This window comes from Spirosoma liriopis, from assembly GCF_023196085.1.
Taxonomy (GTDB): domain Bacteria; phylum Bacteroidota; class Bacteroidia; order Cytophagales; family Spirosomataceae; genus Spirosoma; species Spirosoma oryzicola.
In genome coordinates, this window is the sequence record NZ_JALPRF010000014.1 from 24,468 (window position 1) to 49,457 (window position 24,990).

20 protein-coding genes are annotated in these 24,990 nt (G+C 50.1%); 9 read left to right on the plus strand and 11 right to left on the minus strand.

Going from position 1 to position 24,990, the window contains the following annotated elements; translation table 11 throughout:
- Positions 1–28: 28 nt before the first annotated feature.
- Complete coding sequence (locus M0L20_RS29300) at positions 29–421, minus strand: barstar family protein (protein WP_248480826.1); 393 nt, start codon at positions 419–421, stop codon at positions 29–31.
- A 726-nt stretch (positions 422–1,147) separates the two neighbouring features.
- On the opposite strand from M0L20_RS29300, the gene M0L20_RS29305 reads away from it, so the two are divergent.
- The gene (locus M0L20_RS29305; protein WP_248480828.1) at positions 1,148–2,044 is read left to right on the plus strand and encodes a TlpA family protein disulfide reductase; all 897 of its coding nucleotides are present in this window, start codon (positions 1,148–1,150) and stop codon (positions 2,042–2,044) included.
- Between the two features lie 565 nt (positions 2,045–2,609).
- On the plus strand, positions 2,610–3,263 hold the full coding sequence (locus M0L20_RS29310; RefSeq protein WP_248480830.1) for a recombinase family protein: 654 nt from the start codon (positions 2,610–2,612) through the stop codon (positions 3,261–3,263).
- A 40-nt stretch (positions 3,264–3,303) separates the two neighbouring features.
- On the opposite strand, the gene M0L20_RS29315 is transcribed toward M0L20_RS29310, so the two are convergent.
- A complete protein-coding gene (locus tag M0L20_RS29315) occupies positions 3,304–3,741 on the minus strand; it encodes a DUF1810 domain-containing protein (protein WP_248480831.1) in 438 nt (145 codons plus the stop codon).
- 527 nt (positions 3,742–4,268) lie between these two features.
- Here M0L20_RS29315 and M0L20_RS29320 point away from each other — a divergent pair.
- Positions 4,269–4,910, plus strand: a complete 642-nt coding sequence (locus M0L20_RS29320; protein WP_248480832.1) for an AAA family ATPase — start codon at positions 4,269–4,271, stop codon at positions 4,908–4,910.
- A gap of 11 nt (positions 4,911–4,921) precedes the next feature.
- Positions 4,922–5,173, plus strand: coding sequence for a hypothetical protein (locus tag M0L20_RS29325; RefSeq protein WP_248480833.1), 252 nt, complete (start codon positions 4,922–4,924; stop codon positions 5,171–5,173).
- A 195-nt stretch (positions 5,174–5,368) separates the two neighbouring features.
- On the opposite strand, the gene M0L20_RS29330 is transcribed toward M0L20_RS29325, so the two are convergent.
- The 3 genes from M0L20_RS29330 to M0L20_RS30455 form a co-directional block, all read right to left on the minus strand.
- Entirely contained in the window at positions 5,369–5,863 is a 495-nt protein-coding gene (locus tag M0L20_RS29330; RefSeq protein ID WP_248480834.1) for a hypothetical protein, read from the minus strand.
- A gap of 60 nt (positions 5,864–5,923) precedes the next feature.
- Positions 5,924–6,133, minus strand: coding sequence for a hypothetical protein (locus M0L20_RS30450; protein ID WP_354004309.1), 210 nt, complete (start codon positions 6,131–6,133; stop codon positions 5,924–5,926).
- A 108-nt stretch (positions 6,134–6,241) separates the two neighbouring features.
- Positions 6,242–6,397, minus strand: a complete 156-nt coding sequence (locus M0L20_RS30455) for a carboxypeptidase-like regulatory domain-containing protein (RefSeq protein WP_354004310.1) — start codon at positions 6,395–6,397, stop codon at positions 6,242–6,244.
- Positions 6,398–7,478: 1,081 nt separating this feature from the next.
- Between M0L20_RS30455 and M0L20_RS29340 the strand changes: the two genes are divergently transcribed.
- The 4 genes from M0L20_RS29340 (at position 7,479) to M0L20_RS29355 (ending at position 15,837) form a co-directional block, all read left to right on the plus strand.
- Entirely contained in the window at positions 7,479–7,865 is a 387-nt protein-coding gene (locus M0L20_RS29340) for a hypothetical protein (protein WP_248480836.1), read from the plus strand.
- Between the two features lie 219 nt (positions 7,866–8,084).
- On the plus strand, positions 8,085–12,548 hold the full coding sequence (locus tag M0L20_RS29345) for a CusA/CzcA family heavy metal efflux RND transporter (protein ID WP_248480837.1): 4,464 nt from the start codon (positions 8,085–8,087) through the stop codon (positions 12,546–12,548).
- 8 nt (positions 12,549–12,556) lie between these two features.
- Positions 12,557–13,765 carry an efflux RND transporter periplasmic adaptor subunit gene (locus tag M0L20_RS29350; protein ID WP_248480839.1) on the plus strand — a complete coding sequence of 403 codons (1,209 nt, stop codon included), beginning with the start codon at positions 12,557–12,559 and terminating at the stop codon, positions 13,763–13,765.
- A gap of 344 nt (positions 13,766–14,109) precedes the next feature.
- Positions 14,110–15,837: an FAD-dependent oxidoreductase gene (locus M0L20_RS29355; RefSeq protein WP_248480841.1), complete on the plus strand. Its 1,728-nt coding sequence runs from the start codon at positions 14,110–14,112 to the stop codon at positions 15,835–15,837.
- Positions 15,838–15,939: 102 nt separating this feature from the next.
- Here the strand turns inward: M0L20_RS29355 and M0L20_RS29360 are convergent, their stop codons facing one another.
- Entirely contained in the window at positions 15,940–16,776 is an 837-nt protein-coding gene (locus M0L20_RS29360) for a helix-turn-helix domain-containing protein (RefSeq protein WP_248480843.1), read from the minus strand.
- Between the two features lie 120 nt (positions 16,777–16,896).
- On the opposite strand from M0L20_RS29360, the gene M0L20_RS29365 reads away from it, so the two are divergent.
- Positions 16,897–17,766, plus strand: coding sequence for a 3-keto-disaccharide hydrolase (locus tag M0L20_RS29365; RefSeq protein ID WP_248480844.1), 870 nt, complete (start codon positions 16,897–16,899; stop codon positions 17,764–17,766).
- 176 nt (positions 17,767–17,942) lie between these two features.
- On the opposite strand, the gene M0L20_RS29370 is transcribed toward M0L20_RS29365, so the two are convergent.
- From M0L20_RS29370 to M0L20_RS29390, 5 genes are all read right to left on the minus strand, one after another.
- Positions 17,943–18,338, minus strand: coding sequence for a hypothetical protein (locus tag M0L20_RS29370; RefSeq protein WP_232564034.1), 396 nt, complete (start codon positions 18,336–18,338; stop codon positions 17,943–17,945).
- Between the two features lie 40 nt (positions 18,339–18,378).
- Positions 18,379–18,609, minus strand: a complete 231-nt coding sequence (locus tag M0L20_RS29375; RefSeq protein WP_248480845.1) for a hypothetical protein — start codon at positions 18,607–18,609, stop codon at positions 18,379–18,381.
- A gap of 100 nt (positions 18,610–18,709) precedes the next feature.
- Positions 18,710–19,864, minus strand: a complete 1,155-nt coding sequence (locus tag M0L20_RS29380) for a DUF7005 family protein (protein WP_248480846.1) — start codon at positions 19,862–19,864, stop codon at positions 18,710–18,712.
- 3 nt (positions 19,865–19,867) lie between these two features.
- Positions 19,868–22,783, minus strand: a complete 2,916-nt coding sequence (locus tag M0L20_RS29385) for an NHLP bacteriocin export ABC transporter permease/ATPase subunit (protein WP_248480847.1) — start codon at positions 22,781–22,783, stop codon at positions 19,868–19,870.
- Positions 22,784–22,797: 14 nt separating this feature from the next.
- Positions 22,798–24,987 (minus strand): NHLP family bacteriocin export ABC transporter peptidase/permease/ATPase subunit, encoded by a 2,190-nt coding sequence (locus M0L20_RS29390; protein WP_248480848.1) that lies wholly within the window; start codon positions 24,985–24,987, stop codon positions 22,798–22,800.
- Positions 24,988–24,990 lie beyond the last annotated feature (3 nt).

Consider the following 24,990-nt stretch of genomic DNA (forward strand, 5'->3'; position numbering starts at 1 on the left):
GTACAAACCATGAAAAGTACGTGTTTATCTACTGACCAATCAATCGGATGGTTGGATGGTCAGCAATGATTGCCAGGATAGTGTCAAAATACGTTTCGCCACAGCCACGCTCAAGTGCAATCAGCTTTTCGTTAAATAAGGTTTGATTGTAAGGCGATCCGGGACGCAGCTTTTCCAGATAATACGCACGGGTGGCCTGATAGCCTAAGGCCTCGCGGCTATGGTCCATATTGTGCCAGATAAGTTCTACCGATTGGGCTCCTTGTAGAGCACCATAGCCCCCGTACAGTAAATCATCAAACGCGTCGAGACTAGGGCCGATCCGCCAGTTTTCCCCGATCATAAACACCCGGTTGATCTGCTCATAAAAAGAGGTAATATCGTGGATTGCGTTTCCGTCGATCTCAATCTGTTTAACCATCGTTTTTTTCTAAGCCCATACACACCGGGCTAACGTCTTGTTCGACCAAAGTAGCTTTTTTCTGAGTGCGCTCTCCCTTGATAGAAACGCAATATTCGTGCACCTAATTTTAGAACACGAGAAACAGCCGTCCTCTAAGTGGTTGCCTGATTAGGGGCACAGTTACCTCGCTGACCGATTCATGCCCGTAGCCCTAGCCAGGTCTTTGCGCGGGTAACTTATTAATTAGTAAGGCTTAAGTAGTAATGCGTACTATAAATTATAGTAATGAACTGTTCCAGAAAATTAGCTTACTTACAGACAAATAAAATTGGATGATCATCCGCCGTATCACACATCATTCATAGCTGACATAGCCAGCCACTTTTAAAGGATATGAAGCCGCATCTGCTCACGCTTGGTTTGTTCTTTGTGCTAATTGGCTGCCACTCCCAGGAGGAGCAAACCACATACCTCGCCCGAATACCCTACCAGCTCAAAACGGGATATGGGCCCTTCTACCCCAACTTTGATATCCTCCATCCTGAGGATCCACAGGACCCTTTATGGGGTAAGATGTGCCAACCCCTTCGAGGGATTCCAAGGAATTGGTCGAGTCGAATGAAGTCCATGATCTGGCTTAATGCCCCTCAATTAGTCTATCAAAATTATAAATAGGGCCGAATAACCCCCGCTAATTTTAAGCGTCTTCAACGGGATTGGAAATGGGTACCCGATACAACCACGTTGACAAATACGCCCATTCACTGCTTTCTTAATGCCGTCAGTGGTTTTGACGAAGATCGAGGACAATGGGCGGTTCTAATCGATACCAACAATGACCTTGATCTGGGTGATGAAAAACCTATTTACCCGCAGTCGATCAAGCCCGGCACAGTACTGGAAAAGCTGACTGACTTCCAACTTATTCAGTACGAAATCTATCAGAAAAGAGCAATCAAACGCTTAGAGTTGCCGTTGGTAATCAAGCGTATGGGCGATAGCTTTGTTTACCATTTTGCCCAGTATGGGGTGGCTACCCTACAAGTAGGAAACGATACGCATAAACTGTTCATCTCCTCGGGGTTTTGCCGACCTGACTTCAAAGCCACAACGCTTATCGACGCTACGTCCTGTTTAAAGTCAGGAAAAATAGACCCTCAGCAATTGGTGAAACTTGGTGAAACAATCGAGATAGGTGGTATAAGCTACATCAATAAGGGTTTGGATCGATACCATGACTGGCTGGAACTGGAAGGGAGCACAGCCCCTCTACCGGCCACTCATAATTTACGGACAGGTGTAGAATTTCAGCCTTTGGTGGCCAACGATTTTGTTACAGGCAAGCCTTTTTCAACCGCTACTCTAAAGGGAAAATACGTCTACGTCGACTTTTGGGGTACCTGGTGTAAAGGTTGTATTGCCGAAATACCCCACTTGCAGCAACTCTACAAAGAAGTTGACTATCAGCGGGTTGAGTTTGTCAGTATCGCTTGTCACGATTCAGCGAAGCGTCTGCAACGATTTCTGAAAGATCATCCACTCGGTTGGCCTCAGGTGTTGTCGGACGAAAACAAGTTTAGCATTACCGAGTTAACAGCTTTCCTAGTTCTATACTCATCGACCCACAGGGTATCATTGTAGCACGAGATCTTCACGGTTCAGCTTTAGCCAGCAAATTGAAAGCACTGACAGACTCTAACTAAATTTTGCCCTTTAACGCTTACACAGTTGAGGAAAGCAGTATGGCGTCTGCTATAGAAGTTTTTTACCAACGATGCGAGTCTGGTTCAGCTGGCATAACCAGTTCCTTTTTTTCCGTAGAACAGCTAAGCTAAGAAGTCCGGACCTGCTGTTATAGTTAGATTAGACTTAGGCAGTACCAGGTCAAGCATATTCGAACGCTAGTCATACCCTAAGAGTTTGGTACGCTATCACGAGCGAGCAAGCTTAATCTGTTGTGAGAACGCTAGAAACACCATCAATCTAACCTCGCCGAGATTGTACTAACGCTGGACATACTATGTACTGTTCAGTCATCACCTTTTGTAACATTTTCACAATGACCGTCGCGAAAATGTTACAGACACTCGATTATTCCTATATTCGCCCGTGGAACACCTAAAAAAGAAAATTTTATGGTAGAGAGGAAAGAAGTTTCATCTTTTGTCCTCTTCTTGACGAGCACTTCCATACGCAGTAAAACAAGATGAAGTATGTCCCCTATTATCGAGTGTCGACCGCAAGCCAGGGCAAAAGTGGACTAGGCCTCTCGGCTCAACAGGACATCGTACAACGTTTCCTCAAAGCAGGCGATGAACTGCTTGACGAATTTATCGAAGTTGAATCGGGTAAACGATCGGATCGGCCCCAACTAGCCGTAGCCATTGCCCATGCCAAACTCCATAAAGCACGTCTTCTCATCGCTAAGCTGGATCGTCTAAGTCGAAATGTATCCTTTATCTTTTCACTCCGCAATTCCGAGGTGGATTTTGTGGCCTGTGACATTCCGGATGCCAATACACTAACAGTCGGTATTATGGCGGTGCTGGCTCAGCACGAGCGGGAACTGATCGGTGAGCGCACCCGAGCTGCTTTGGCAGCAAAGAAGGCACAGGGGTACAAACTGGGCACGGCCAACATTACACCCGAGATTACCCAGCGAGGTCTAGCCGCCCGCCAGCAGAATGCCCAGACGAATCTGGCCAATCGGCAAGCGGCTGAGCTTGTCCGTCTCTACCGCAAAGAAGGGTTGACCTACCGGGCCATTGCCGATCGACTGAATCAGATGGGGTATCGAACCCGACGCGGTCAGGAATTTCTGGCTATGAGCGTCAAGCGGCTAGCTGGCTGGCACACTTGAGAAGGCTGACTCTCCAAACCGTGCACCTAATTGACATTCTTTAACCGTCCGTCTTCTTCTTTACCAAAGCAAGGGTTCTCTCATCCGACTCTCCCTGAAAGTATTTGTCCAGCACCTCTTGAAAAACAGATTCCGTGGGCTTGGCCAGACTAAACAGCGTCATGCTTGATCTCAGTTTTAGATCGTCAGGACTACCCATGATTTGATAAGCCGTTTTTCCTTCGAGATCAAGCAGTACCCGGGTAATTTCCACCAGACGGCTGCCCAGCACGGGATGGTTTACGTAGGCCTTGGCTTCCGCCAAATCTTGTATAGCGTAATAATGTGCAGTCTGACTAAAACCTAAGCCAGCTATTTGGGGGAAGATGTACCACATCCAATGGGTTTGCTTACGCCCCCGGCGGATCTCGGCCAGGGCATCTGTGTAGGTTGACTGCTGAGCGTCGAGAAAGCGGTTTAAGTCAGCATGAGTTTGCATAAGTATAGGGGCTTGACCAAACAAGCACAACCGATAAGCTTTTGTTGCCAGTAAGCCACTCAACTGATTTTTTGGCCATTTAACGCCGAAAACGAAGGAGGAAGACTACCCCCTATTTCTTTTCACAACCCGGACTGATAGCCTAAGTTTGTTAGTTTCAGATCTACAGATTATTTAGTACTGACTAGATCCTCATAGTGGTTGGAATCTCTATAATTATACTGTCTTTTACGTACAAAGCGACAGGCTATACGCGTAGCAGATCATCCTATTCCAGACTACGTTACGCTCATAACATAGCCTTGTAAAAAGGCATTCTTTATCCATATTTTATATAAAGTTCTAATAGCTAGAGACTTATTTTTAAAGAAATACAGAAATAATGAAACATGGTTTACTGCTTTTCTTTATTTCTGTATTTACACATTGCCGTATAATCGTGTTTCTTTACTTCTTTAAATACAGAAGTACGCTTTTCTTTATTTCTGTAATAGAATACCTTTGCCCACCCAGCAACTAAATACAACATGATTCTTTCAGTAACCAGTCTTAAAGGGGGAGTAGGGAAGTCAACGATCACACAAAACCTTGCCGTTTGTTTTGCCCACGCTGGCTACAAAACATGCATCTGTGACGTCGATACAAACCAGAGTGCCATTCACTGGTCAGGCTTACGACCGGAAGACGCCCCCGCTATCCCCGTCTTTGGCTGGCCAGACGGTATTGAGCTTTCCAAAAACGTTAAGCTCATCAGTAAAGATTACGAGATCATTCTCATCGATGGAACCCCGTCGCTGAATAAGCTCACCAGTAAGATTATTTTGTTGGCCGACCTACTGCTGATACCGATTCTACCCAGTGGCCTGGATATATGGGCAACTAGACAGTTTCTGGAGCGCTATCAGGATGCCGAGGCTGAGAAGGAAAAGAATATACCGGCTTATTTTCTGATGAATCAGTTCCAGCCTGCTACCAACATGAGCAAGGAGGTGATGGAAGTCTTGCAGGACGAGCCGATTCCAGTTTTGCGTACAACCATCAAAACGCGTACGGCCTATCGGGAAGCCGTAGTTAAAGGGTTAGGAGTGATCGAGTACAAAGATGAGAAAGCAAAGCAGGAAACAGTGACGTTATTTAATGAGCTAACGAATATCATTCAAAATCTTTAATCGATACAGCAATGGCTAAGGAGAAATTAGGATTAAAGAGCAGCCTGGGTCTCAGTCCCAAGGTTGAGATCAAGAAGTCGGAGATTGACGTTGAGCAGACAGAAAAGGCGGTGAAGGAAATTCATTCGAAGAAGCCGGAGGTGCATCGACTAACCATTGATCTGCCGATGGATTTGTACAAAGCAATGAAAATAAAAATTCTGGGCGAGAGTTCGGTTCGCGATCACATCATCAAGCTAGTCAGTGATGATTTAAAGAAATAAGGAAATGCACAAATAAAGATTTCTTTATTTGTGCATTTCCTTATTTCTTTAAATCATTAAAATAAAAACCAATTGTAAACCAGCTGATTAAGGCAGATACACAAACACATTACTTCGACAGCATAATACTCCGATATAGACGTTCATAGCCGTTACAAATAAATTTGCTCATCCGGATTATAATCCAGCGGCAGATCATCCGCTATTAATTCCCAAGTCCAGTAAGTACCCTTCGCTGCGGATACCATGCGGACGCCAAAATTGACCGGTGGCATCGACCGTCACACTGGCTTCCAGCGTTCGCAACAAAGAATATTGGAAGCCAGATCCGTTGGCCGTGCTGGCCGAACGGCGGGCGCGCTGAAAAGCATAAGGCTCCTGCTCTTTCGTGTACGTTACCTGAATCAGATCGGTGAAATAAACAATGGGTTCAAGCGCTGTTGACCGAACGGTATCCAGGATTACTTTGTACGAGGCCATTGGCAAAGCGCGTATCTTCTTGGGATTAGTCAACGAGTATATTTCCAGCAGGCTGTCGCCGGGTAAACCGATTAGGCGAACGTCGCCCCGGCTGTTTTTTCGTTCAATCACTTTCTGAATGACAAATCCCTGCTGAGTCAACTGCCGGGTAAACAAGGCCCGGCCAAAATGCATTATCGAACCAAAATAAGCTTTGCGCCGATTCACCATCTAGCACTGTGCTTCAAGGGTGTCGTTGGGGATCAACGGCTCAAAGACCGAATTGCCCTCCTAAGAAACGAGTAAGGAATCATAGCTGTAGCGGAAATAATCTAATTGAAACCGTAGTCGATAGCCTAGAGCCTTGTTGTCAATAACCAGTGGCTGCTGAGCGCAAACAATCAGCGTTTGCCCGCTTTGGTTAAACATCAGAACGTCTGGATTAACGATCCGGCACAGGTCAGCATTCTGACTTTGCCCAATAAAGTTGTTGGTAAACAACAGGAGTTGCTTTCGCCAGTCAGGCCCACGACGTCGGTGTGCTTTGACCGTAATAGCGTCCAGCTAACTATCAACGGGCTTAAGCTCAAACCGGTACGTATGCTGATCCTAAGTCTCGATTGTAGTTTTCAGCGTAGCGAATTCAAGGTAGGAAACGATCAGATTGAACTTGCCGGAGGGAGCGTTCGATAAGGTAAAAGAGCCCACCTGATCGGTAACTGTTCCTTTGGTGGTACCTGACAGAAAGACCGTGGCGAAGGGCAACGATTGATGATCCTTTCCGTTAATAACCCGGCCCTGAATGGTAAATTGGGCCTAGCTTACGTGAGTCAGCAGTACGGTTAGCAGCATTACTGGCTGTATTCTGAAAACCAGTAGAAAAAGCCGTTTCGATTGATCCACTTTATCCGGAAAGCGAAGGCTAAATAAACACAATGATTTATTCTAAAGATGATTTCGAGAAATATAGGCCGAACAGGATCGACTCTTATTGCATAAAAACAGATGCATGCGGCTTAGTTGATAAATAGCCCTCATTCTCAGTAGAGAGCCGACCATTGATGATTTTTACATCCTTTATGGAAGGACACATATGCGAACTGTGATCCTGCATTTCCGGTTATAAACCGACTTTTAGGAGGATTCTGCGTATATAGACTCCAGAAAGTTGGTTTTTCAAGGACTATCGTCCGTTTAAATTGAGTCTGAATCAACTGCGAAGCAAATAAGAACCGATAAAATATAGCGCTCCAAAGCAATATAGTATATAATAATGCTAAATTAATACAATAAGCTATAGTTACAAGGGTTAATTAATGAGTACCGGCTTTCGGCTAACTCCCCCCAAAAGTCGGTATTTAACCTGCAACGAATGTGTGGCTCATTACGATTAAAATCCTCACATACAACATATTATTTTCTTTTAATCAACGGTTTTCATAGTACTCAGCTTTGTGATTTTCCGAAAATATGATTCCTCTGTAAAGCAGTTTCGTCCACCGGTTCCAGGATTAGCCCCTAGCTTCGACCAATACAATCAACAAGTTACACCTGATAAGCGATTGCCTCGGACGCCCGGATCAGCGAATCGGCTGCCAGCTAGGATCTACCGGTCTTTTTCGGTTATACCAAGCACACTAACCGACCTGCGCCGTATGACAGCAACCGGGTCCATACTAAGCCGAAGGCGCACCCAGACAGGATTTCGTTTGTATCGTTTTGGATGACCTGTCCTGAAACAAGTTTACCAAGTCGATTCTGGTCTATTTCTAAATTAAGATTCGGGCAGGGCTTTCTTGAACTTTCTGCTGACCTTTGCGCTAAAGCAGGTAAGGGAATCGAGACAATGAAGTCAATTGTTGCTTTTTTGCTGGCTATACAACTCCTGGGAAGTAGTTTGCTTCCAGGCTTCGGTATCGATCAGTCCAGTCGGCTGATCGATCTGGTCCAGCATTTTCAGCAACACCAGGCTACAAACCCTGACCTTGGCTTCCTGGATTTTATGGTGATGCACTACGGCGCAGATTCCGCCCATCAGAAGCACCCCAACCACAGTCACCATAATCTGCCAGCCGCCGGTCATGCCGCGCCTATATTTACCGCTCCTGCCATCGTGCTGCTTTCATCAGCACCCATATGTCTGATGATCTTGGCTAGATCAGCCTGTTTTCGTTACGCCAACCTATACTCTTTCGTCAGCGTAAATACGCTGATCAATCCGCCCCGACGCTGATGTAAGCGTACCTCTTGGCCGGATTGTATCCATGCGAGCTGGTTTTCTTACCAGTTTTCTGTTTTTTCCATAACACATTCCTGTTAAGCAGCCGGGTCGATCCGGCTATATGTCCTGTTTGCCCGACGGCTTACAGCTGCCGGTTGCACGCCACCAGACAGCGCTCTGCGCGTCTGTATCCTCGCCTAATCTTATCCTGACTCATTGTTTGTCGTCACGATGCTGAACGCTATCATCTATTTTTCAATTCGTAATAAATTAATCATTGGTCTGTTTACGCTGGCGCTGATCGGCTGGGGTATCTGGTCGGCCTCGCAGTTGCCGATCGATGCCGTGCCTGATATCACCAACAACCAGGTGCAGGTCATCACCAGCACTCCGTCGCTGGCGGCTGAAGACATCGAACGGCTGGTCACGTTTCCTATCGAAGTAAGCCTGAGCAGCATTCCCGGCATTACAGAACTCCGTTCCTTTTCCCGTTTTGGCCTGTCGATTGTAACTGTAGTCTTTACCGACGCGACGGATGTGTACTGGGCCCGTCAACAGATCAGCGAGCGCTTACAGACGGTTGTAGGGCAAATTCCCCCCGGCGTTGGCTCACCGACAATGGCACCCGTAACGACGGGCCTGGGCGAAATATTTCAGTATACAGTGGTTCCCCAAAAAGGCTACGAAAACCGCTACTCCTTGAGCGATCTCCGCACTATTCAGGACTGGACCATCCGACGATCTTTGCTGGGTACGCCCGGGGTAGCCGACGTGAGTGGTTTTGGTGGTCTGCTGAAACAGTACGAAATCGCTGTCGACCCCGACCGACTTCGCAGTGCCGGGGTCACGATGACCGATCTTTTTACCGCCCTTCAGCAAAACAACCAGAACACCGGTGGCGCTTACATCGACAAAAAGCCGAATGCGTTTTTTATCCGGTCGGACGGTCTTATTCATTCACCTGATGACATAGCCGACATTGTTGTCCAGCTGAACGCGCAGGGGTTGCCCGTGCGGGTACGGGATGTTGCTCAGGTAGGCATCGGATCGGCAGTGCGTTACGGGGCCGTTACGCGGAATGGACAGGGCGAAACCGTGGGAGCTGTTGTAATGATGGTTAAAGGCGAGAACTCCTCGGCAGTCATTCAGCGGGTCAAGGAAAAGATTACCCAGATTCAGCAGACGCTGCCTCCTGGTATTCAGATCATTCCTTTCCTGGATCGTACTAAAATGGTGAACAGCGCTATCGGAACCGTTGAGCGTAACCTGCTGGAAGGAGCTACCATTGTGATCGTTGTGCTGGTTCTACTGCTGGGTAATTTCCGGGCGGGCTTCGTGGTTGCTTCGGTCATTCCGCTGGCGTTGCTATTCGCAATCTCCTTGATGAATCTATTCGGCGTATCGGGCAACCTGATGAGTCTGGGCGCTATTGATTTCGGTCTGATTGTCGATGGAGCCGTGATCATTGTTGAAGCGACGCTGCATCACATCACGCTTCGCAACAAGGATAAGCTGCTCACGCAGCGTGAAATGGACGACGAAGTATTTCTGTCGGCAGGGCGTATCCGGTCATCTGCCGCTTTTGGCGAAATCATTATTTTAATCGTTTACCTGCCGATTCTGGCCCTGTCGGGTATCGAAGGAAAAATGTTCCGTCCCATGGCGCTGACGGTAGCGTTTGCCATTCTGGGCGCGTTTATTCTTTCGATTACCTACGTACCGATGGTTTCGGCCTTGTTGCTCAACAAAAAAATCACGCATAAAACTTCGTTTTCGGATCGGATCATCAAACGCATTCATCGGGTGTATGAGCCGATTCTGGTAAAGGCTCTTGCGCATCGCCTGCTGATTCTGAGTGGTGCCGCCGGGCTACTGGTCGTAGCGGTTTATGTATTTTTCCGTATGGGCGGTGAGTTTATTCCGCAGCTTGATGAAGGCGATTTTGCCGTCGATACACGCACGCTCACAGGCAGTTCACTTTCCGAAACGATTGACGCGACACAGAAAGCCCAGCGCATTCTGCTCAACCAGTTTCCGGAGGTCGAACAGGTAGTGGGGAAGATCGGCTCTGGCGAAATCCCGACCGACCCGATGCCCATCGAAGCGGCTGATCTGATGGTTATTCTCAAGCCGAAGGCTGACTGGACATCGGCTTCCACGCGTGACGAACTGGCGGAGAAAATGGCGGACGCACTGGCCGTTATTCCGGGCGTAACCTTTGGTTTTCAGCAACCCGTGCAAATGCGTTTTAACGAATTGATGACCGGCGCACGGCAGGACGTAGCCCTGAAAATATACGGGGAGGATTTGGCCCAGCTCACTAAACTGGCCGACCAGGTGGGTAGTTTGATCCGGACAATTGACGGTGCCAAAGACCTGTACATCGAGCAGGTAGGGGGGCTATCCCAAATCCTGATCCGTCTCGACCGGGCACAGATTGCCAAGTTTGGGCTGAACGTATCGGATGTAAACCGGGTCATCAATACGGCCTTTGCCGGGCAGTCGGCAGGCCAGGTGTTCGAAGGTGAAAAACGCTTTGATCTGGTGGTTCGGTTGGCGGCTGACAAACGCCAGAGCATCGATGACATTCGCAACGTATACGTACCGGTTGCCGCCAGTGCTACCAGACCCGCGCAGCAGATTCCACTCGGTCAGCTTGCTCAGGTAACCATGCAGGAAGCACCCAATCAGATTCAGCGGGACAACGCGCATCGACGAATCACACTCGGGTTTAACGTTCGGGGCGAGTCCACGCCGGGCGAGTCCACGCCAGACGCATCTGCGCGGAGCGAATCCACAGAAGGCCGCGATGTGGAAAGCATCGTTACGGAATTGCAGCAGAAAGTAGGACAGCATATCAAATTTCCTCCCGGTTATTCGATTACGTACGGGGGGCAGTTTCAAAATCTGGTCGATGCAAAAAAACGATTGAGCATTGCCGTACCGATTGCCCTGGGCCTGATTTTCGCCCTGCTCTTTTTTACCTTCAACTCCGTCCGGCAGAGTTTACTTATTTTCATGGCAATTCCGCTGGCGGCCATTGGGGGTGTGTTTGCCTTATTGATCCGGGGAATGCCTTTCAGCATATCGGCCGGTGTTGGATTCATTGCCCTATCTGGTGTTGCGGTTCTGAATGGCATCGTGCTGATCGCTGAATTTAACCGGCTGCGGCACGAAGAGGGCCTGACCGATATGACCGAAATCATTCGGCTGGGTACCGAAGTACGACTCCGGCCCGTGATCATGACGGCACTGGTCGCTTCATTTGGTTTTATTCCGATGGCCGTTTCGAACTCAGCCGGTGCCGAAGTACAGAAACCACTGGCCACCGTCGTGATCGGCGGACTACTAACGGCGACTGTGCTGACACTCCTTATTTTACCCATTCTTTATTCGCTGATCGAACGAAAAGCGGTAACCAAGGAAGCCAGAGCCGCCAGTTCGTCAGGACTCGGCCCGGCGGCAGGACTAGTTGTGATACTGCTTGTAGCGCTGACTACCACCAGCCGGGCTCAGGGACCGCAACAAATTACGATTCAGCAGGCAATCCAGCAGGCTACGAACCGGAACGGTCAGTTGCAGACGGCCAATCTGGGTGTGAGCCAGCAGCAGGCCCTACGCCGGACGGCCTACGATGCCGGTCGCCTGTCAGCCTCGCTTATGCTGGGCCAATACAACAGCCGTCGGTTCGACAACAACCTCACCCTTACGCAAACTATTCCCAATCCAACCCTGATGCGTCGACTGGCCCAGCTAAACGACCAGCTGGTAAGCGCCCGGCAGGCTGGGGTAGCCGTAACGCAGCAAGATATCCTGTACGGGGTTAAATCAGCGTATTACGAGTTAAATTATCGCTACCGGAAGCGAATACTTTTTCAGCAGCAGGATACCGTCCTGACGGAGTTTGTAAAGGCGGCCGGGCTACGCTTTAAAACAGGCGAAACGGGTAGTCTGGAAAAAGCGTCGGCCGAAAGTCAATTGGCCGAGCAGCGGGTACGATTAGCGCAGCATGAAGCGTCCATAATGGCGAGCCGGGTCCAGCTGCAAACGCTTCTTTACAGCCAGCAGCCGATTGATATTTCGGTGGAGCCACTGCCCAAGCCGGCCATTGAAGCCATCCGGGACAGTGCTTCGCTGGCCCGCAACCCGCTGCTGCGGCAGTTGCAGGAGCAGATCCAAGTTGCGGAACAGAGCCGGCTTGTCGAGCAGGCCCGGATGAAACCAGATTTTCTGGTAGGCTTATTCAGCCAGACTCTGATTGGCAATCAGTTGATTAACGGACAGGAGCTTTTTTTCGGACCCGGTTATCGGTTCAATGGGGGACAGATCGGTATTACACTTCCCCTACCTGGTCAGCCGCAGAAAGCCCGCATCAATGCCGCCCGAATCGGCGAGCAAATTGCCCGGACGGAACTGAAGAATCAGCAGTTCGCACTTAGTCAGCAGCTGAGCCAGGCGGTTCAACAATACGGGCTATTTCGGCAGGCACTGGCCTATTACGAAGCCAATGGACTACCCCAGGCCGAACTGATGCAGCAAAATGCCCGCAGCAGTTTCAGCCGTGGCGATATCGGTTACGTAGAATTTCTGCTGGCGCTTCAACAAGCCTTCACGATCCGGTCAAACTACCTTGACCTGATTAATCAATATAACCAATCGGTTCTATACATCAATTATTTACTGGGTAATCCCTGATGAACCACATGACTTACAAACTATACGCGTATAGCCTGCTGACGGTCCTGATTATAGTTGTTGCTGCCGGGTGCCGCTCGACTGACAATCAGGGCAGTAAAGAACGTACGAATCAGGCGACAGCGACCGAGCCCACGAACGATTCCGCCACCGCAGGCCCGATTCAGGTGTCGCTCACGCAGGCTCAGTACAACGTAGCGGCCATTCAGTTGGGCCAGCCTACAGTGCGCACCCTTCATTCTACGTTGAAAGCGACCGGAACGATTGATGTGCCTGCGTCGAACCTGGTTTCTGTTGCCATTCCCTTCGGCGGATACATCCGGAAAATCGATCTGGAACCGGGCATGAAGGTACGGAAAGGGCAGCCGCTGGTCCAATTGGAAAACCCCGATTTTATCCAGCTCCAGCAGGATTATCTGGATACGAAAGCCAAACTGGAATTTGCAGATCTTGACTTCGTCCGCCAGCAGGAACTGAGTCGCGAAAACGTAAACGCGTTAAAGGTTTTTCAGCAGGTGCGAGCCAGCCGACAGAGTTTACAGGCTCAACTGGCAGGTATGTCCCAGCGCCTGGCGATGATGCATATCGAGGCCAAAAAGCTCAGTCCAAACCAGTTGACCCGCGTAGTTACGATCCCATCGCCCGTATCCGGTTTTGTTACCAAGGTACCCGTCAACAACGGTCGGTTTTTGAACCCATCCGACGTACTGGTTGAGATCACCAACGTCGATCACCTGCACGTTCAGCTCAATATTTACGAAAAAGACATCAGCCGGATTCACGCGGGCCAGCGGGTCCGTTTCAGCCTGGGCGGAGACTCCTCCTACGTGCATCAGGGAGAGATCTTCCTGATCGGAAAAGCCATCGCAGCTGACCGGACTATTACTGTACTGGCTCATCCGGACGGCTACGCAGCCGATTTTATTCCGGGAGGCTATGTATCAGCCCTTATCGAAGTACAAACGCAGCCCTTACCCACTCTGCCCGAATCGGCGGTTGTTCGGTACGGAGGCAAGTCGCTGGTCTATGTTCTCGCGAAGAAATACGGTAACCCGACCCGATACCAGTTCCAGCAGGTAGAGGTTCAAACAGCCGTTCGGGAGAATGGCTACGTAGCTGTAACGCTGCCCGCTGGTATAGATCCAGCCGTGACACCGATTGTGATCAATGGCGCTTACAGTCTGCTCGCCAAACTCAATAACAGCGAAGACGAATAAAAGCCTAAACCAGCGATTCCCATTCGTATTTCCTGTTAAAGGCGGCATGCAATTGCGAACTGTTTTGCGAAACGAGTCATCGTTGAATTAGTCACTACCCTCGTTTGGGTTTCAGCGAGTTGGAACGCTTCCCCGGATCGTCCTGGGGAAGCATCGGGCTTACCTGACGAACACTATTCTGATAAAACCGGCACGAAGCCGAAAAGAGACCGGCTTACCGGTCTCGTCTTTTTATCGGGCAGGTATAATCCGCACGCATCGTCTTTTTAGTAAGTAACCTGTTTCCTAAACAGACAAGCCGGTGTGCCAGCCAACCGACAGGTACACCAACTTCCTAAACCCTTATGAACCTGACTCGTAAAGCACAACTTAACCACACGTTCGATGCCATTGTGATTGGTTCGGGCGTCAGTGGCGGCTGGGCCGCCAAAGAACTTACTCAGAAAGGATTGCGGGTACTGATGCTCGAACGAGGGCGCGACCTTCAGCACGTTACCGGCTACGACACGGCAATGATGGCCCCTTGGGAGTTTGCCCATCGCGATCGTACTATCTTGCCCAAAGATGATCCAGCCCCTGATTTTCGGGTGATGGGCTACAATGAGCAAAACGGCCATTTTGTGTTCGACAACCGAAACGCACCCTACAAAGAAACCCACCCGTTTCTTTGGTACCGCCCTGACATTCTGGGTGGTAAATCGGTCATGTGGGGGCGGCAGAGCTATCGATTTAGTGAGATGGATTTCGAAGCCAACGCCCGCGATGGGTTCGGTACCGACTGGCCGATCCGGTACAAGGATCTGGCTCCCTGGTACAGCTATGTCGAATCGTTCGCCGGGATTTCGGGCAATAAGGAAGGGCTGGACCAGTTACCCGACGGTGAGTTTTTACCGCCTATGGATATGAACTGCGTGGAAGAGCACGTTCGCGGGAAACTGAAAAGTACCATGAATCGCGTGATGACGATCGGCCGAACCGCCAACCTGTCGAAAGCCAACCCGGTGCACACCTCAATTGGTCGCGCTCCATGCCAGTACCGAAATCATTGCGCCAGAGGCTGCCCGTACGGTGGCTATTTCAGTTCCCTATCATCTACATTACCAGCCGCCCGCAGCACCAGTCGGCTTACGGTTCGGACTGATAGCATTGTGTCGGAGGTGTTGTTTGACGAGAAAAAAGGGAAAGCAAGTGGCGTTCGGGTCATCGACGCCCGAACGAATCAGACAACCGAGTACTACGCCCGGATCATCTTCCTGAATGCGTCGGCGATGGCCACAAACTTCATTCTACTCAACTCGGTTTCAACTCGGTTTCCGAACGGACTGGGTAATGAAAGTGGTACCCTCGGGAAGTACATCATGGACCACCATTTTCAGGTCGGCGCCAATGCCCAAGCTGATGGCATGGGGTTCGACGATAAATACTATTACGGGCGTCGGGCGAACGGCATCTACATTCCCCGCTACCGGAATATCGGCACCGACAAACGGACGTACCTGCGGGGCTTTGGCTATCAGGGCGGAGCATCCCGGTCCGGCTGGCAGCGACTGATTGCAGAAGCCGCTGGTCCTGATGAGGATTTTGGAGCCGCATTAAAGGAAAAAGCCTCGCAGCCAGGTCCTTGGACGATGGGGATCATGGGATTCGGCGAATGTTTACCCTACGAAGACAACACGATCACGCTTAATCACAACCGCCTTGACAAGTGGGGATTGCCAACAATTGTATTCGACGTAAAATTCCGGGAAAACGAGGAGCGTATGCGTCAGGACATGATGAATGATGCCGCCGAAATGCTTGAAGCGGCTGGTCTGAAAAATATCGCTACGTACGATCGTCATTCGATACCCGGTATGGCAGTTCACGAAACGGGCGGGGTCCGCATGGGCCGTGATCCCAAAACGTCAATGCTCAACGCGCACAATCAGCTTTGGGCAGCCAAGAATGTTTTCGTTACCGACGGCGCTTCATTTGCGTCGGTAGCTTGTCAGAACCCGTCGCTCACACTCATGGCTCTGACGGCCCGGGCGGCCGATTACGCCGTCAGCGAATTGAAAAGGCAGAACTTATAACCGGAACCTATTCTGATTTTTCGTTCATCGTCAACGATGTGCTGACCGTTGACGATGAACGAAAAAGCCTACTCAGGCTTCAGTCTCTTCGGAGAGTTGACGTTAGAGTCCCCGGCGGAAAGCGGTGGGTGTATGACCAGTATACTTCTTGAATTGTTTACAAAAATGGCTTTCGTCCGTGTAGCCAAATTCCTCGGCAATCTGGGCCAGCGTCCGTGAACTGTACAACAACCGGGCTTCAATCAGCTTAATTTTGTATTTGGTAATATACTGTTTGAGGGATTCCCCGGTATGTTTCTTGAAAAACAGACTAATGTAGGCCGGTGAATAGTGGAAGGCATCGGCCAGATGGTCGATACTCAGGATTGCGGGCTGGTGAATGTGCTGCCGGATATACAGCAGGATTGCCTCCAACGAAGCGCTCACAACTGGTTTGGCCGGAACATGCCGAAACAGGTTTCGGGCCAGAATCAGCAACATGCTGCGCAGCAAACTGTCGCGAATGGGGTCAAAGTAAGGAGATTGCTGCCGCAGGCTTTCTTCTTCCAGCACCGCCCGTAGGTGATGCAGCTTCTGCTTTTCCAATGAATCGGTTACGATAGACCCGCGACTCTGCGAAGAGGTAGTCAGCAACGCCCTGATCACGGGTTGCCAGGAGCCATCCTGTCCAGCGGATGCTTCGCTGTGGATCGATTCGTTGAAGCGGACAAAGCTGAACTCGGTCAGGGTGTCGATCGTAAAATGGTGGTAATCTTCGGGGCCTAATAAAAACACATCGCCAGCCTCGTAACCGAACGCATTCCCGTTGATAAAATGTGTCCCACGGCCCTTGAGGATAAAAATAATTTCGAAGTAGGTGTGTTTATGGGTAGCGTGCGCCCAGGTAGTAGCCTCAAAATGATAAATACTAAAAGGGGCGTGTAAGACGTATCGCTTCATGCAGCATTCAGACGTGCAGTAAATGTACCGATAAAGAATGGATTCTTACAACGTACATCGTTACCCCCTCCGCTACATTTGCCTTCGATAAACGGCTTTCCACCCAACTTATTCCATCGGATGATTTTTGTTACTAGCTTATTTATCTGGCTAACGGGCTTATTTGCACCAAAAAATGCGGGTGTCCCCCCAGGCTGGACCCCGTTACTGGACAAAAATCTGTCGCAGTGGGAAACCTACCTAAGTTATTCGCACAAGACGGGTTATAATGGAAAAATACCAACCGATGCCGCAGGCAACCCGATTCAGCCTATCGGATATAACAAAGACAGCACGCACGTATTTTCGGTTAGCAGCGAACCGGGTGGCCCCGTGCTGCGGGTAAGTGGAACGATTTACGGGTGCCTATTCACCCGCCAGGACTACGAAAACTATCACCTGACACTCCAGGTCAAGTGGGGAACGCAAAAACACGATCCCCGAAAAAATATGCTGCGCGACTCCGGCATTCTGTATCATTCCACGGGCGAAGCGGGTGCCGAATACTGGCGCTCCTGGATGCTTTCCCAAGAGTTTCAGATCATGGAAGGGCACATGGGCGACTTCTGGTGCCAGGCCAACTCCGCTATCGACATCCGTTCTTTCCAGTCAGAAGGCATCATGAACCGGGTAGCGGATGAAAAGCAACCATTTGCCCCCTTCAAAAAAGGGAGTGATTTTTTCTGCCTCCGATCAGCCAATTACGAAAGTCCGGTGGGCGAATGGACGACGCTGGAGCTAATCTGTTTTGAGGGTAAAAGCCTGCACATCGTCAATGGCCACGTGGTAATGGTCCTCAAAGATTCGCGCTATACAAAACCCGATGGGCAGGATGTTGCCATGCGAAAAGGAAAACTTCAACTGCAAAGTGAAGCAGCCGAAGTCTTTTACCGGGACATTCGCATAAAACCGCTGACGGCCATGCCCCAGGCGTACGCAGGACTGTTTTAAAGTGGGCTTTTCTTACAGACCGACGGCCAAGCAGACCATGTGTATCTAGTGAATTCAACAATTTTCATAAAGGAGCCTACACAATCGGCTATCTTAGGATTACACACAAAGATGGGCGATGTGAACACGAAGTTCACATCGCCCATCTTTGTGTGTAATCCGTTACCTGATTTGGTTTACATCGACGTGACTTCCCGTGTACGCAGATTTCGGACGATCTCGTCACAGTTGGCGCAGGCAGTAGCCCCCTGCTGATGGAACCACCGGCAACGGTCGCGAATGGCGCAGGTCACCAGTGTAGCTTCAGCTTTGCGGTTCATCGCGTCCACGATTTTGCCGACCAATCCGCAGCTAGTACTCTCTTTCGTCCAGTGACTACAACCGTTTTTAGCGCAGTTGCTCGCAAAGCGGAACCGTTCTTCGGGCGCTCGCCCCTGCCGCGCTACGTCGACAAAGGTCTGGTCGATGACAATAGATTCATCAAGGTATTCAATCCGGCCCGACCCGTTCTGCACGCCAAATAATTCGGCACCGGGTTTAGCCACCGTACTGGGACAGAGCAGAGAAGCCATCGTTGCATGATAGTTATAAGTTTGTTACCAGATGATTGATCTATTCACTCAAGGAACTGAAATCGGTGGGATTACTTATAAAGCCGATGGGACCTGTAATGATAGGAGAGATATTAGGTTTATCCCCTCCAAATCCCCCGCTGACGGCGTCCAATGCGTCGTCGGTTAACTGCCCATCTTCGTCGATTTGAGCCAGCGATTTCATCAGTTCCTCCTGATTTTCGGCTTCGTTGCGTAGCGCGTCGATCTTGTTGTTAATTGGTTTTTCCACGATTGCTAATAGTTATTGGGTATATGTTTAATTACGAATCAAAAGTCGGTCGTTAACTGCCCGGAAGCTATAACAACAGGTTGTACTCTAGTCAATCTGGTTATACCGCAACGGCATCATTTAGCTGAAGGGCCGTCATGCGGTCGGTATAGTTCTGAAAAAGTTGTTCCGAACCGTTCGCCGAAGCCAGCACGGCCATATCCGTTAAACATAGTGCATCCATTCGACACGCCTGATCGTTGACTGAAAACATTTTTCCTACCCTGGCGTCAAATTGGGCAATGGAGTTGACGGCTCCTTTGATCAGGCCAGTAAGCTGGTGAAAACCCGCTGTTGATAATCGGGTATTGCTCACGTAGTTCTCTAACCGGGCTCCTGTTCGGTAAGCTGGGTAGTCTTCCAGACCGAAAAACGCCAGCATCCACTCCTCCTTGAAATGGCCTACCGCTTTGCAGATGCCCATGTAATCAGCCACGAGTTCGTCGTGCAGATTGTTGGATGCCGAGCCAAACCGGTTGAGAGTATAGAGATGCGTGCATTCATGCTCAAGCCGTATCGACATCGAATAGGCTACCCATTCCTTCGAATCCAACCCCAGCTGTTTCGCCGATACGTTGCTGTAGGGTTTGTTACTCAGGATAACCAATTTATCCTTGTACAAGCTGGGGTTCGGTAGCACACAGCGCGCAAACTGTTCATTCCAGCTTTGCAATGAATTGTTTACTATCCATTGAGCTTTTAACTCGCGAATCCGCTCCCAATTGTTGATGCCATTGGCCAGCAGCGCACCCATCGACGGCGGAATCGCCACCGGGTTGTTTTTGTGGAGGAGGCATTGAACGAGCTTTATAAAATCGTCATCGTCGGGCACAACCAGAACAGGAATCAGACCGGCAAAGCTCTCGTGGAGCGTAAGTTGTAGTGATTCGGGCTGGTTGAGAACAAGCGAATGCCTAACGTCTATACCCGCCGGTTTGCCTTTCAGCACGGCATCGACGTATGCCTGCGTTTTGTTGATGCCGTCCTCAATGGGGAAATGTAGCTGCGGATAGCACGTTTGCAAGAACGCAAAAGCTTTTTCTCCGGCCCATTCTCTCCCGCGACTTGCCCAGAAATCAAGGTAGGGTTCGTCGCCGGAAACGATCCATGAGCCGTTTTCAGGCGAACAAAACTTGTTGGTAAAATAGTCGCGCAGTTCCTCCGGTACCCCAATCCCATTGCTCTGTACGGCCCATGTTGATGCGGTTGCTCCCATGACTTAGGCGATTTGGCGTTTGGCGAGTTGAGCAAATAGGTTGTCATTTTCCATCAATTCGTCGTACGTACCCGACTCGACAATGGTCCCCTTGTCCAGGACGTAAATACGGTCAGCATTTTTGATCGTACTAAGCCGGTGGGCAATGATAATCCGGGTTGCCTGGAGTTTATCCAGACTTTGCGACACGGTATTTTGCGTTCGGTTGTCCAAAGCACTCGTGGCTTCGTCCATAAAGAGCAGTCGGGGTTTGTGAGCGATAGCCCGCGCAATCATAAGTCGTTGCCGCTGACCACCCGAGAATGTACCGGCTCCCTCGCTGACCACTGTATGCATTTCCATTGGCATGTGCTTGATGTCTTCTTGCATTCCCGCCATGCGGGCTGCTTCCCAGGCATCGTCCAGGGTCAGCTCCGAATTGCCAATAATGTTCTGGAAGATGCTGCCCGACATCAGCGCCCCGTTTTGTAGCACAACCCCAATCTGACGACGCACTAGCTCCTTGTTCATCAGCTCATACGAGTTGCCGTCATAATAGATTGACCCGGCCTCGGCCTGTTCGAAGCCTAGCAGCAGCCGCATAATAGTTGACTTGCCCGAACCCGAAGCACCCACAAACGCAACCATTTCGCCCGGCTTAATTTTAAACGTGATGTTGTTCAGCACCAGGGGCTGGTCTTGCTTGTAGCGGAACGAAACCGAGTTCATCTCGATCTCACCCGCCAACTCACCGGGGTCGACACTCTGCTCAACGGATTCCGTTTCTGCCTCCAAAATAGGCTTTACTCGTTCGTACAGCGTAACTACGTTCAGCGACGTGATTAGCGCCATGCTAAGCCGCAGGCTGTCATTCAAAAACTGGTTGAACGACGTGATAAAGGCCATGAACACCCCTACCGAGAGCATCGCCGTTACCGAATCGGCATTTGAAACGGTGTAATAAAGAAATGAGAAAAAGAAAATATTGGTCAGCAGCGGGTAAGACGCGTTGAAGACTTCCACAAAATTCTGGTAGGTACCCGAATTGAAACCAAGCTTCTTGAGGGTCGAAAATTTATCAGCCCACAGCGCAAAAACGCGTCGTTCGCCACCGGTTATTCTGATTTTGGTTATCCCCGACAGAAACTCGAAGAGAAAGCCCTGAATTTCGCCCTGATAGGTTGATATCTGTCGGTCATATTTCAGCTTGAGCCAGCCAATACCCACCATAAATGCCCCCGCCAGTAAGCCCAGTCCAACACCCACCCAGGCCAGCTTCGTGTCGTAATAGAACAGCAGGATGAGGTTAACCGACGAAAAAGCTCCGCTCAAAACGGCGGTCATCAGGGTGCTGGAAACAATCTGACGGATGGTATTGATACTCAACACTCGGTTAGTCAGGTCGCCAGCGGTATATTTTTTATAGAACGTCACCGGCAACCGAAGCATGTGATCCATCATCCCGGCCTGTAAGTTGATGCTCGACTTTGATTCGACCCGCAGCTGAAGTGCCCCCTCGACTAATTGTAAACCCGCTTTTACGAAAGCGATCATAATCAGGATCAGGAAGACTTCCAGATGCAGCGATCGGTCTGCCGTCGGCACCACTTCGTCGTACATAATACCTGATAGTATCGGTACCAGCAGCCCAATCAAACTACCCGCCAGGGCCGACAGCATCAACCATTTTGCGTCTCTTTCGACGCCTTTGATGGCAAACGAGAGTACCTTTTTTACGGAACTCATTTTGCCGTCGAACCCCGAAAAAAACATGTAGCTAATGGGTTCTAAAGACTGCGCAATCTCGTGATTGATCACCGCTTCATGACCCGTTACCAAGTTTTTGATCAGATAACTGGTGGGTGTTTTTTGAAGGAGCGCAACGGGGGTTTTCTCTTTTTTGGTAAAAGCCAGCAACGGCCCGCACTCTTCCTTCCACCAGGTATCCCTGAGAATGATTTTACGAATGCGCAGCTTCGAGCTTTTGGCGATCAGGTGGAGTTGGTTCGTGACGTTGTTCTGATGTGACTCAACGTATTTTGGCTCTTCCAGCGTAAAGCCAATCTGATTGCCGATGAGCTGACACGTCTGAAAAAGAAGATTCTGTTGGGTTCGCTTTCCCGTAACCTCCGGTCCCTGCCCGCTGCCGTTCCCCGCTACAACCGACTTTATTTTGCCGAGGGTCGTTTCCAGAGCTAGTTGGTCCGTAACGCGCTTTTCGGACAAATACGTAATTTCTTCCAGTTGCTGCGCGTCTATAATCTGGTTGATCTGGGCGTAGAAATGGGCTTCCAGCTTGCGCAGGGCCAGCAGAAAATAAACTTCTTCCTGTAAGAGCATCTCACGGGTGCTCAATACGCGCACAGTCGTATTATCCGTCAGCGATTTCAGCCACAGTTTGTTGGAGACTGGTGCCAGAAAATCAGGATACTGCGTGTGACTCACTTCTGTACTTTGCGCGAACAAACTAACCTCGCCCCGAAGCAATTGAATCCAGCTAATACCCATCGACGGGAATGCGATGGTATTGGCGTCCAAGGATACTTCCTGATACTCGTCGAGTGGTTTATAGACCCTGGGCGCGTTGGCCGCGCTGATGGCGGAGGATGTCTTTACGATCCATTTATCAATCATGTTCTTCAAAAAGAAATGATCGACGTTCAGCAGATCGACTTTATCAATTGCCAGCAACGTAGCCTCGCCGGAAAAAGCAATGAGTCGAGTAGTGTCGGCAACTGCCGGGGCCAACAGGCTAAACAATACCTCCCCCTTTTTGGCCGTATACAGAAATTTTAGTCGATTCGTATAATTTCCCTGGTCATCAATTCGGGTATAGAAAACGTTTACCTCTCCGGAGAGCACCATCCAGAACCGGTCTGTGCTGTCCAGAACCAATGGGTTTTCGGCACAGATAGCTAGTTTTTCTTTTATAGCTGACATAGACGTAGTATCGTTTATTTCGTTTCGATCAGGTGGGCGTACACTCCATTTTTCTTTACCAGCTCCTGATGGGTGCCCCGCTCTACGACTTTGCCATATTCCATCACAATAATTTCATCGCAGTCGATGATGGTGCTGAGCCGGTGCGCTACAATCAGACACGTACAGCCCCGCTTCTTGATATTATCCATGACAATCTTTTCGGCCGTGGGGTCCAGCGCGCTGGTGGCTTCGTCCATGATCAGGATAGAGGGGTTGGTAGCCAGCGCCCGCGCGATCTCCAGCCGTTGCCGCTGCCCGCCACTAAAGTTGGACCCGCCTTCCGAGACGGCACTGTCGTAGCCATCTTTCCGGACGGATATGATGTCGTGAATGGCGGCATCGCGGGCCGACTGAATGATGTGTTTGTCGGAAATGGTTGAATCCCAGAAGCTGATGTTTTCTTTCACCGTACCCTTGAAGACCAACACTTCCTGATCGATGACGGCCAGCGAGTTCGTGACGACATGCCGCGGAATGACGCTTTTCGATTTGCCATCGAAGAGTACTTCACCGCCCCAGATCGGATACAAGCCGGACGCTATTTTGGCCACGGTCGATTTGCCGCTACCCGAGCCGCCAACCAGCGCCACCCGGCTCCCCGGCTTTAGCTTCAGGTTGAAATTTTCGATGAGCGGGGGCATGGTTGTGTTATACCCAAACGTTACGTTTTTCAATTCGAAATAGCCGGTCAGTTTCGTACAGATGCCGTCTGACTGCGCAGCAGCAACAGCCCCCGGCCTGAATTGCTCGTCCAGTTCGTAGTTCAACACGTCGTCGATACGGCCCATATCGCTTTCGGTTTCGTGCAGCATCGTCCCGACAGCAATCAATTGGTTGACTGGCCCGATGAAGTTGCCCATCAGGTAGGTGAAGGATACCAGCGCACCGAGTGTCATTTCGCCATCCATGATCCGTAATGCCCCCAGACCCAGAATCAGCGTTGTGGTCAGCGACATAATCAGCGGGGGCAACACGTTGAGCCGGATGGTGAGCCAGCCTAGTTGCTGCTGCGAATTCATTACCTTGGCCAGGTAGCCAATCCAGTTCGTGAAGAAGTCGTTTTCACGACCCGATGCTTTCAGAGTTTCGATCATGCTGATGCCCGAAGTGGTGGTTCCGAGCAGCTTTCCTGTTTCGTTGCTCAACAGACGGCTTCCGTCTTTCCGGGCTCTGGACACGTACCGGAGTGCCAACACATTCAGGCCCGCCATGCCGATACCGATAAGCGTCAAGGGTACGTCATACGAAAACATCAGAAAGGCGTAGAACAGCACGATAATGACGTTCAGGACCGCATTGGCCAGATCGCCACTGAGTAAACGGGCCACTTTATCGTTGAGCGAAACCCGGTTGCCAATCTCCCCACTGTATCGTTGCGTGAAAAACGAAATGGGCAAATGAAAGACGTGCCATAGGAATTTGCTGGACGTGGTCAGGGCGAGTTTGGTTTCCAGTTTCAGCAGGTAATATTGCTGGAGGTACACCAGAACCGCGTTGACCGTCAGCACCCCACCCATAATTAGCAACAGGGGCATCACAAAGTCGGCATGGCCGTTGACCAGGTACTTGTCGATAAATACCTGGATGAACGATGGAATCACCAGGCCCGGAATGACCAAGAAGAGGCTCGCCAGAAAAATATACGTGATACTCAACTTCGAATTAGAGACTCGGGTAGCCAATGACGCAGCCAGGCCCCGTTTTTCATTCCCTTTTTCGAAGCGTTCATTCTGTTTAAACGTCAGCACCACACCCGTGTAGGCTTCGTTGAACTCTTCGTAGGTAACTGCGTACCGTCCCTGAGCAGGATCGCTCAGGTATACTTTATCTTTTGAGAAGCCCTCTAAAACCAGAAAGTGGTTGAAATTCCAGAAGATAATGGCTGGCGTTTCAATTTGCATCAGTTTCTCAACCGACTTGGCGTAGCCTTTGGCGTCCAGGCCAAATTCACGGGCCGCTTTAATGATGTTGGTCGCCTTTAAGCCGTCTCGGGAGACACCACAGGCAATTCGCAGCTTTTCGAGGGGTACAAATTTGCCGAAATGGCCCAGGATGATGCTTAAAGCGGCTGCTCCACATTCTACACTTTCCATCTGTAGAACGGTGGGCACCTTAACAGGCCGCGCCTGTTTCCCAATAGGAAAAGTTGTATGGGTTGCCATCTC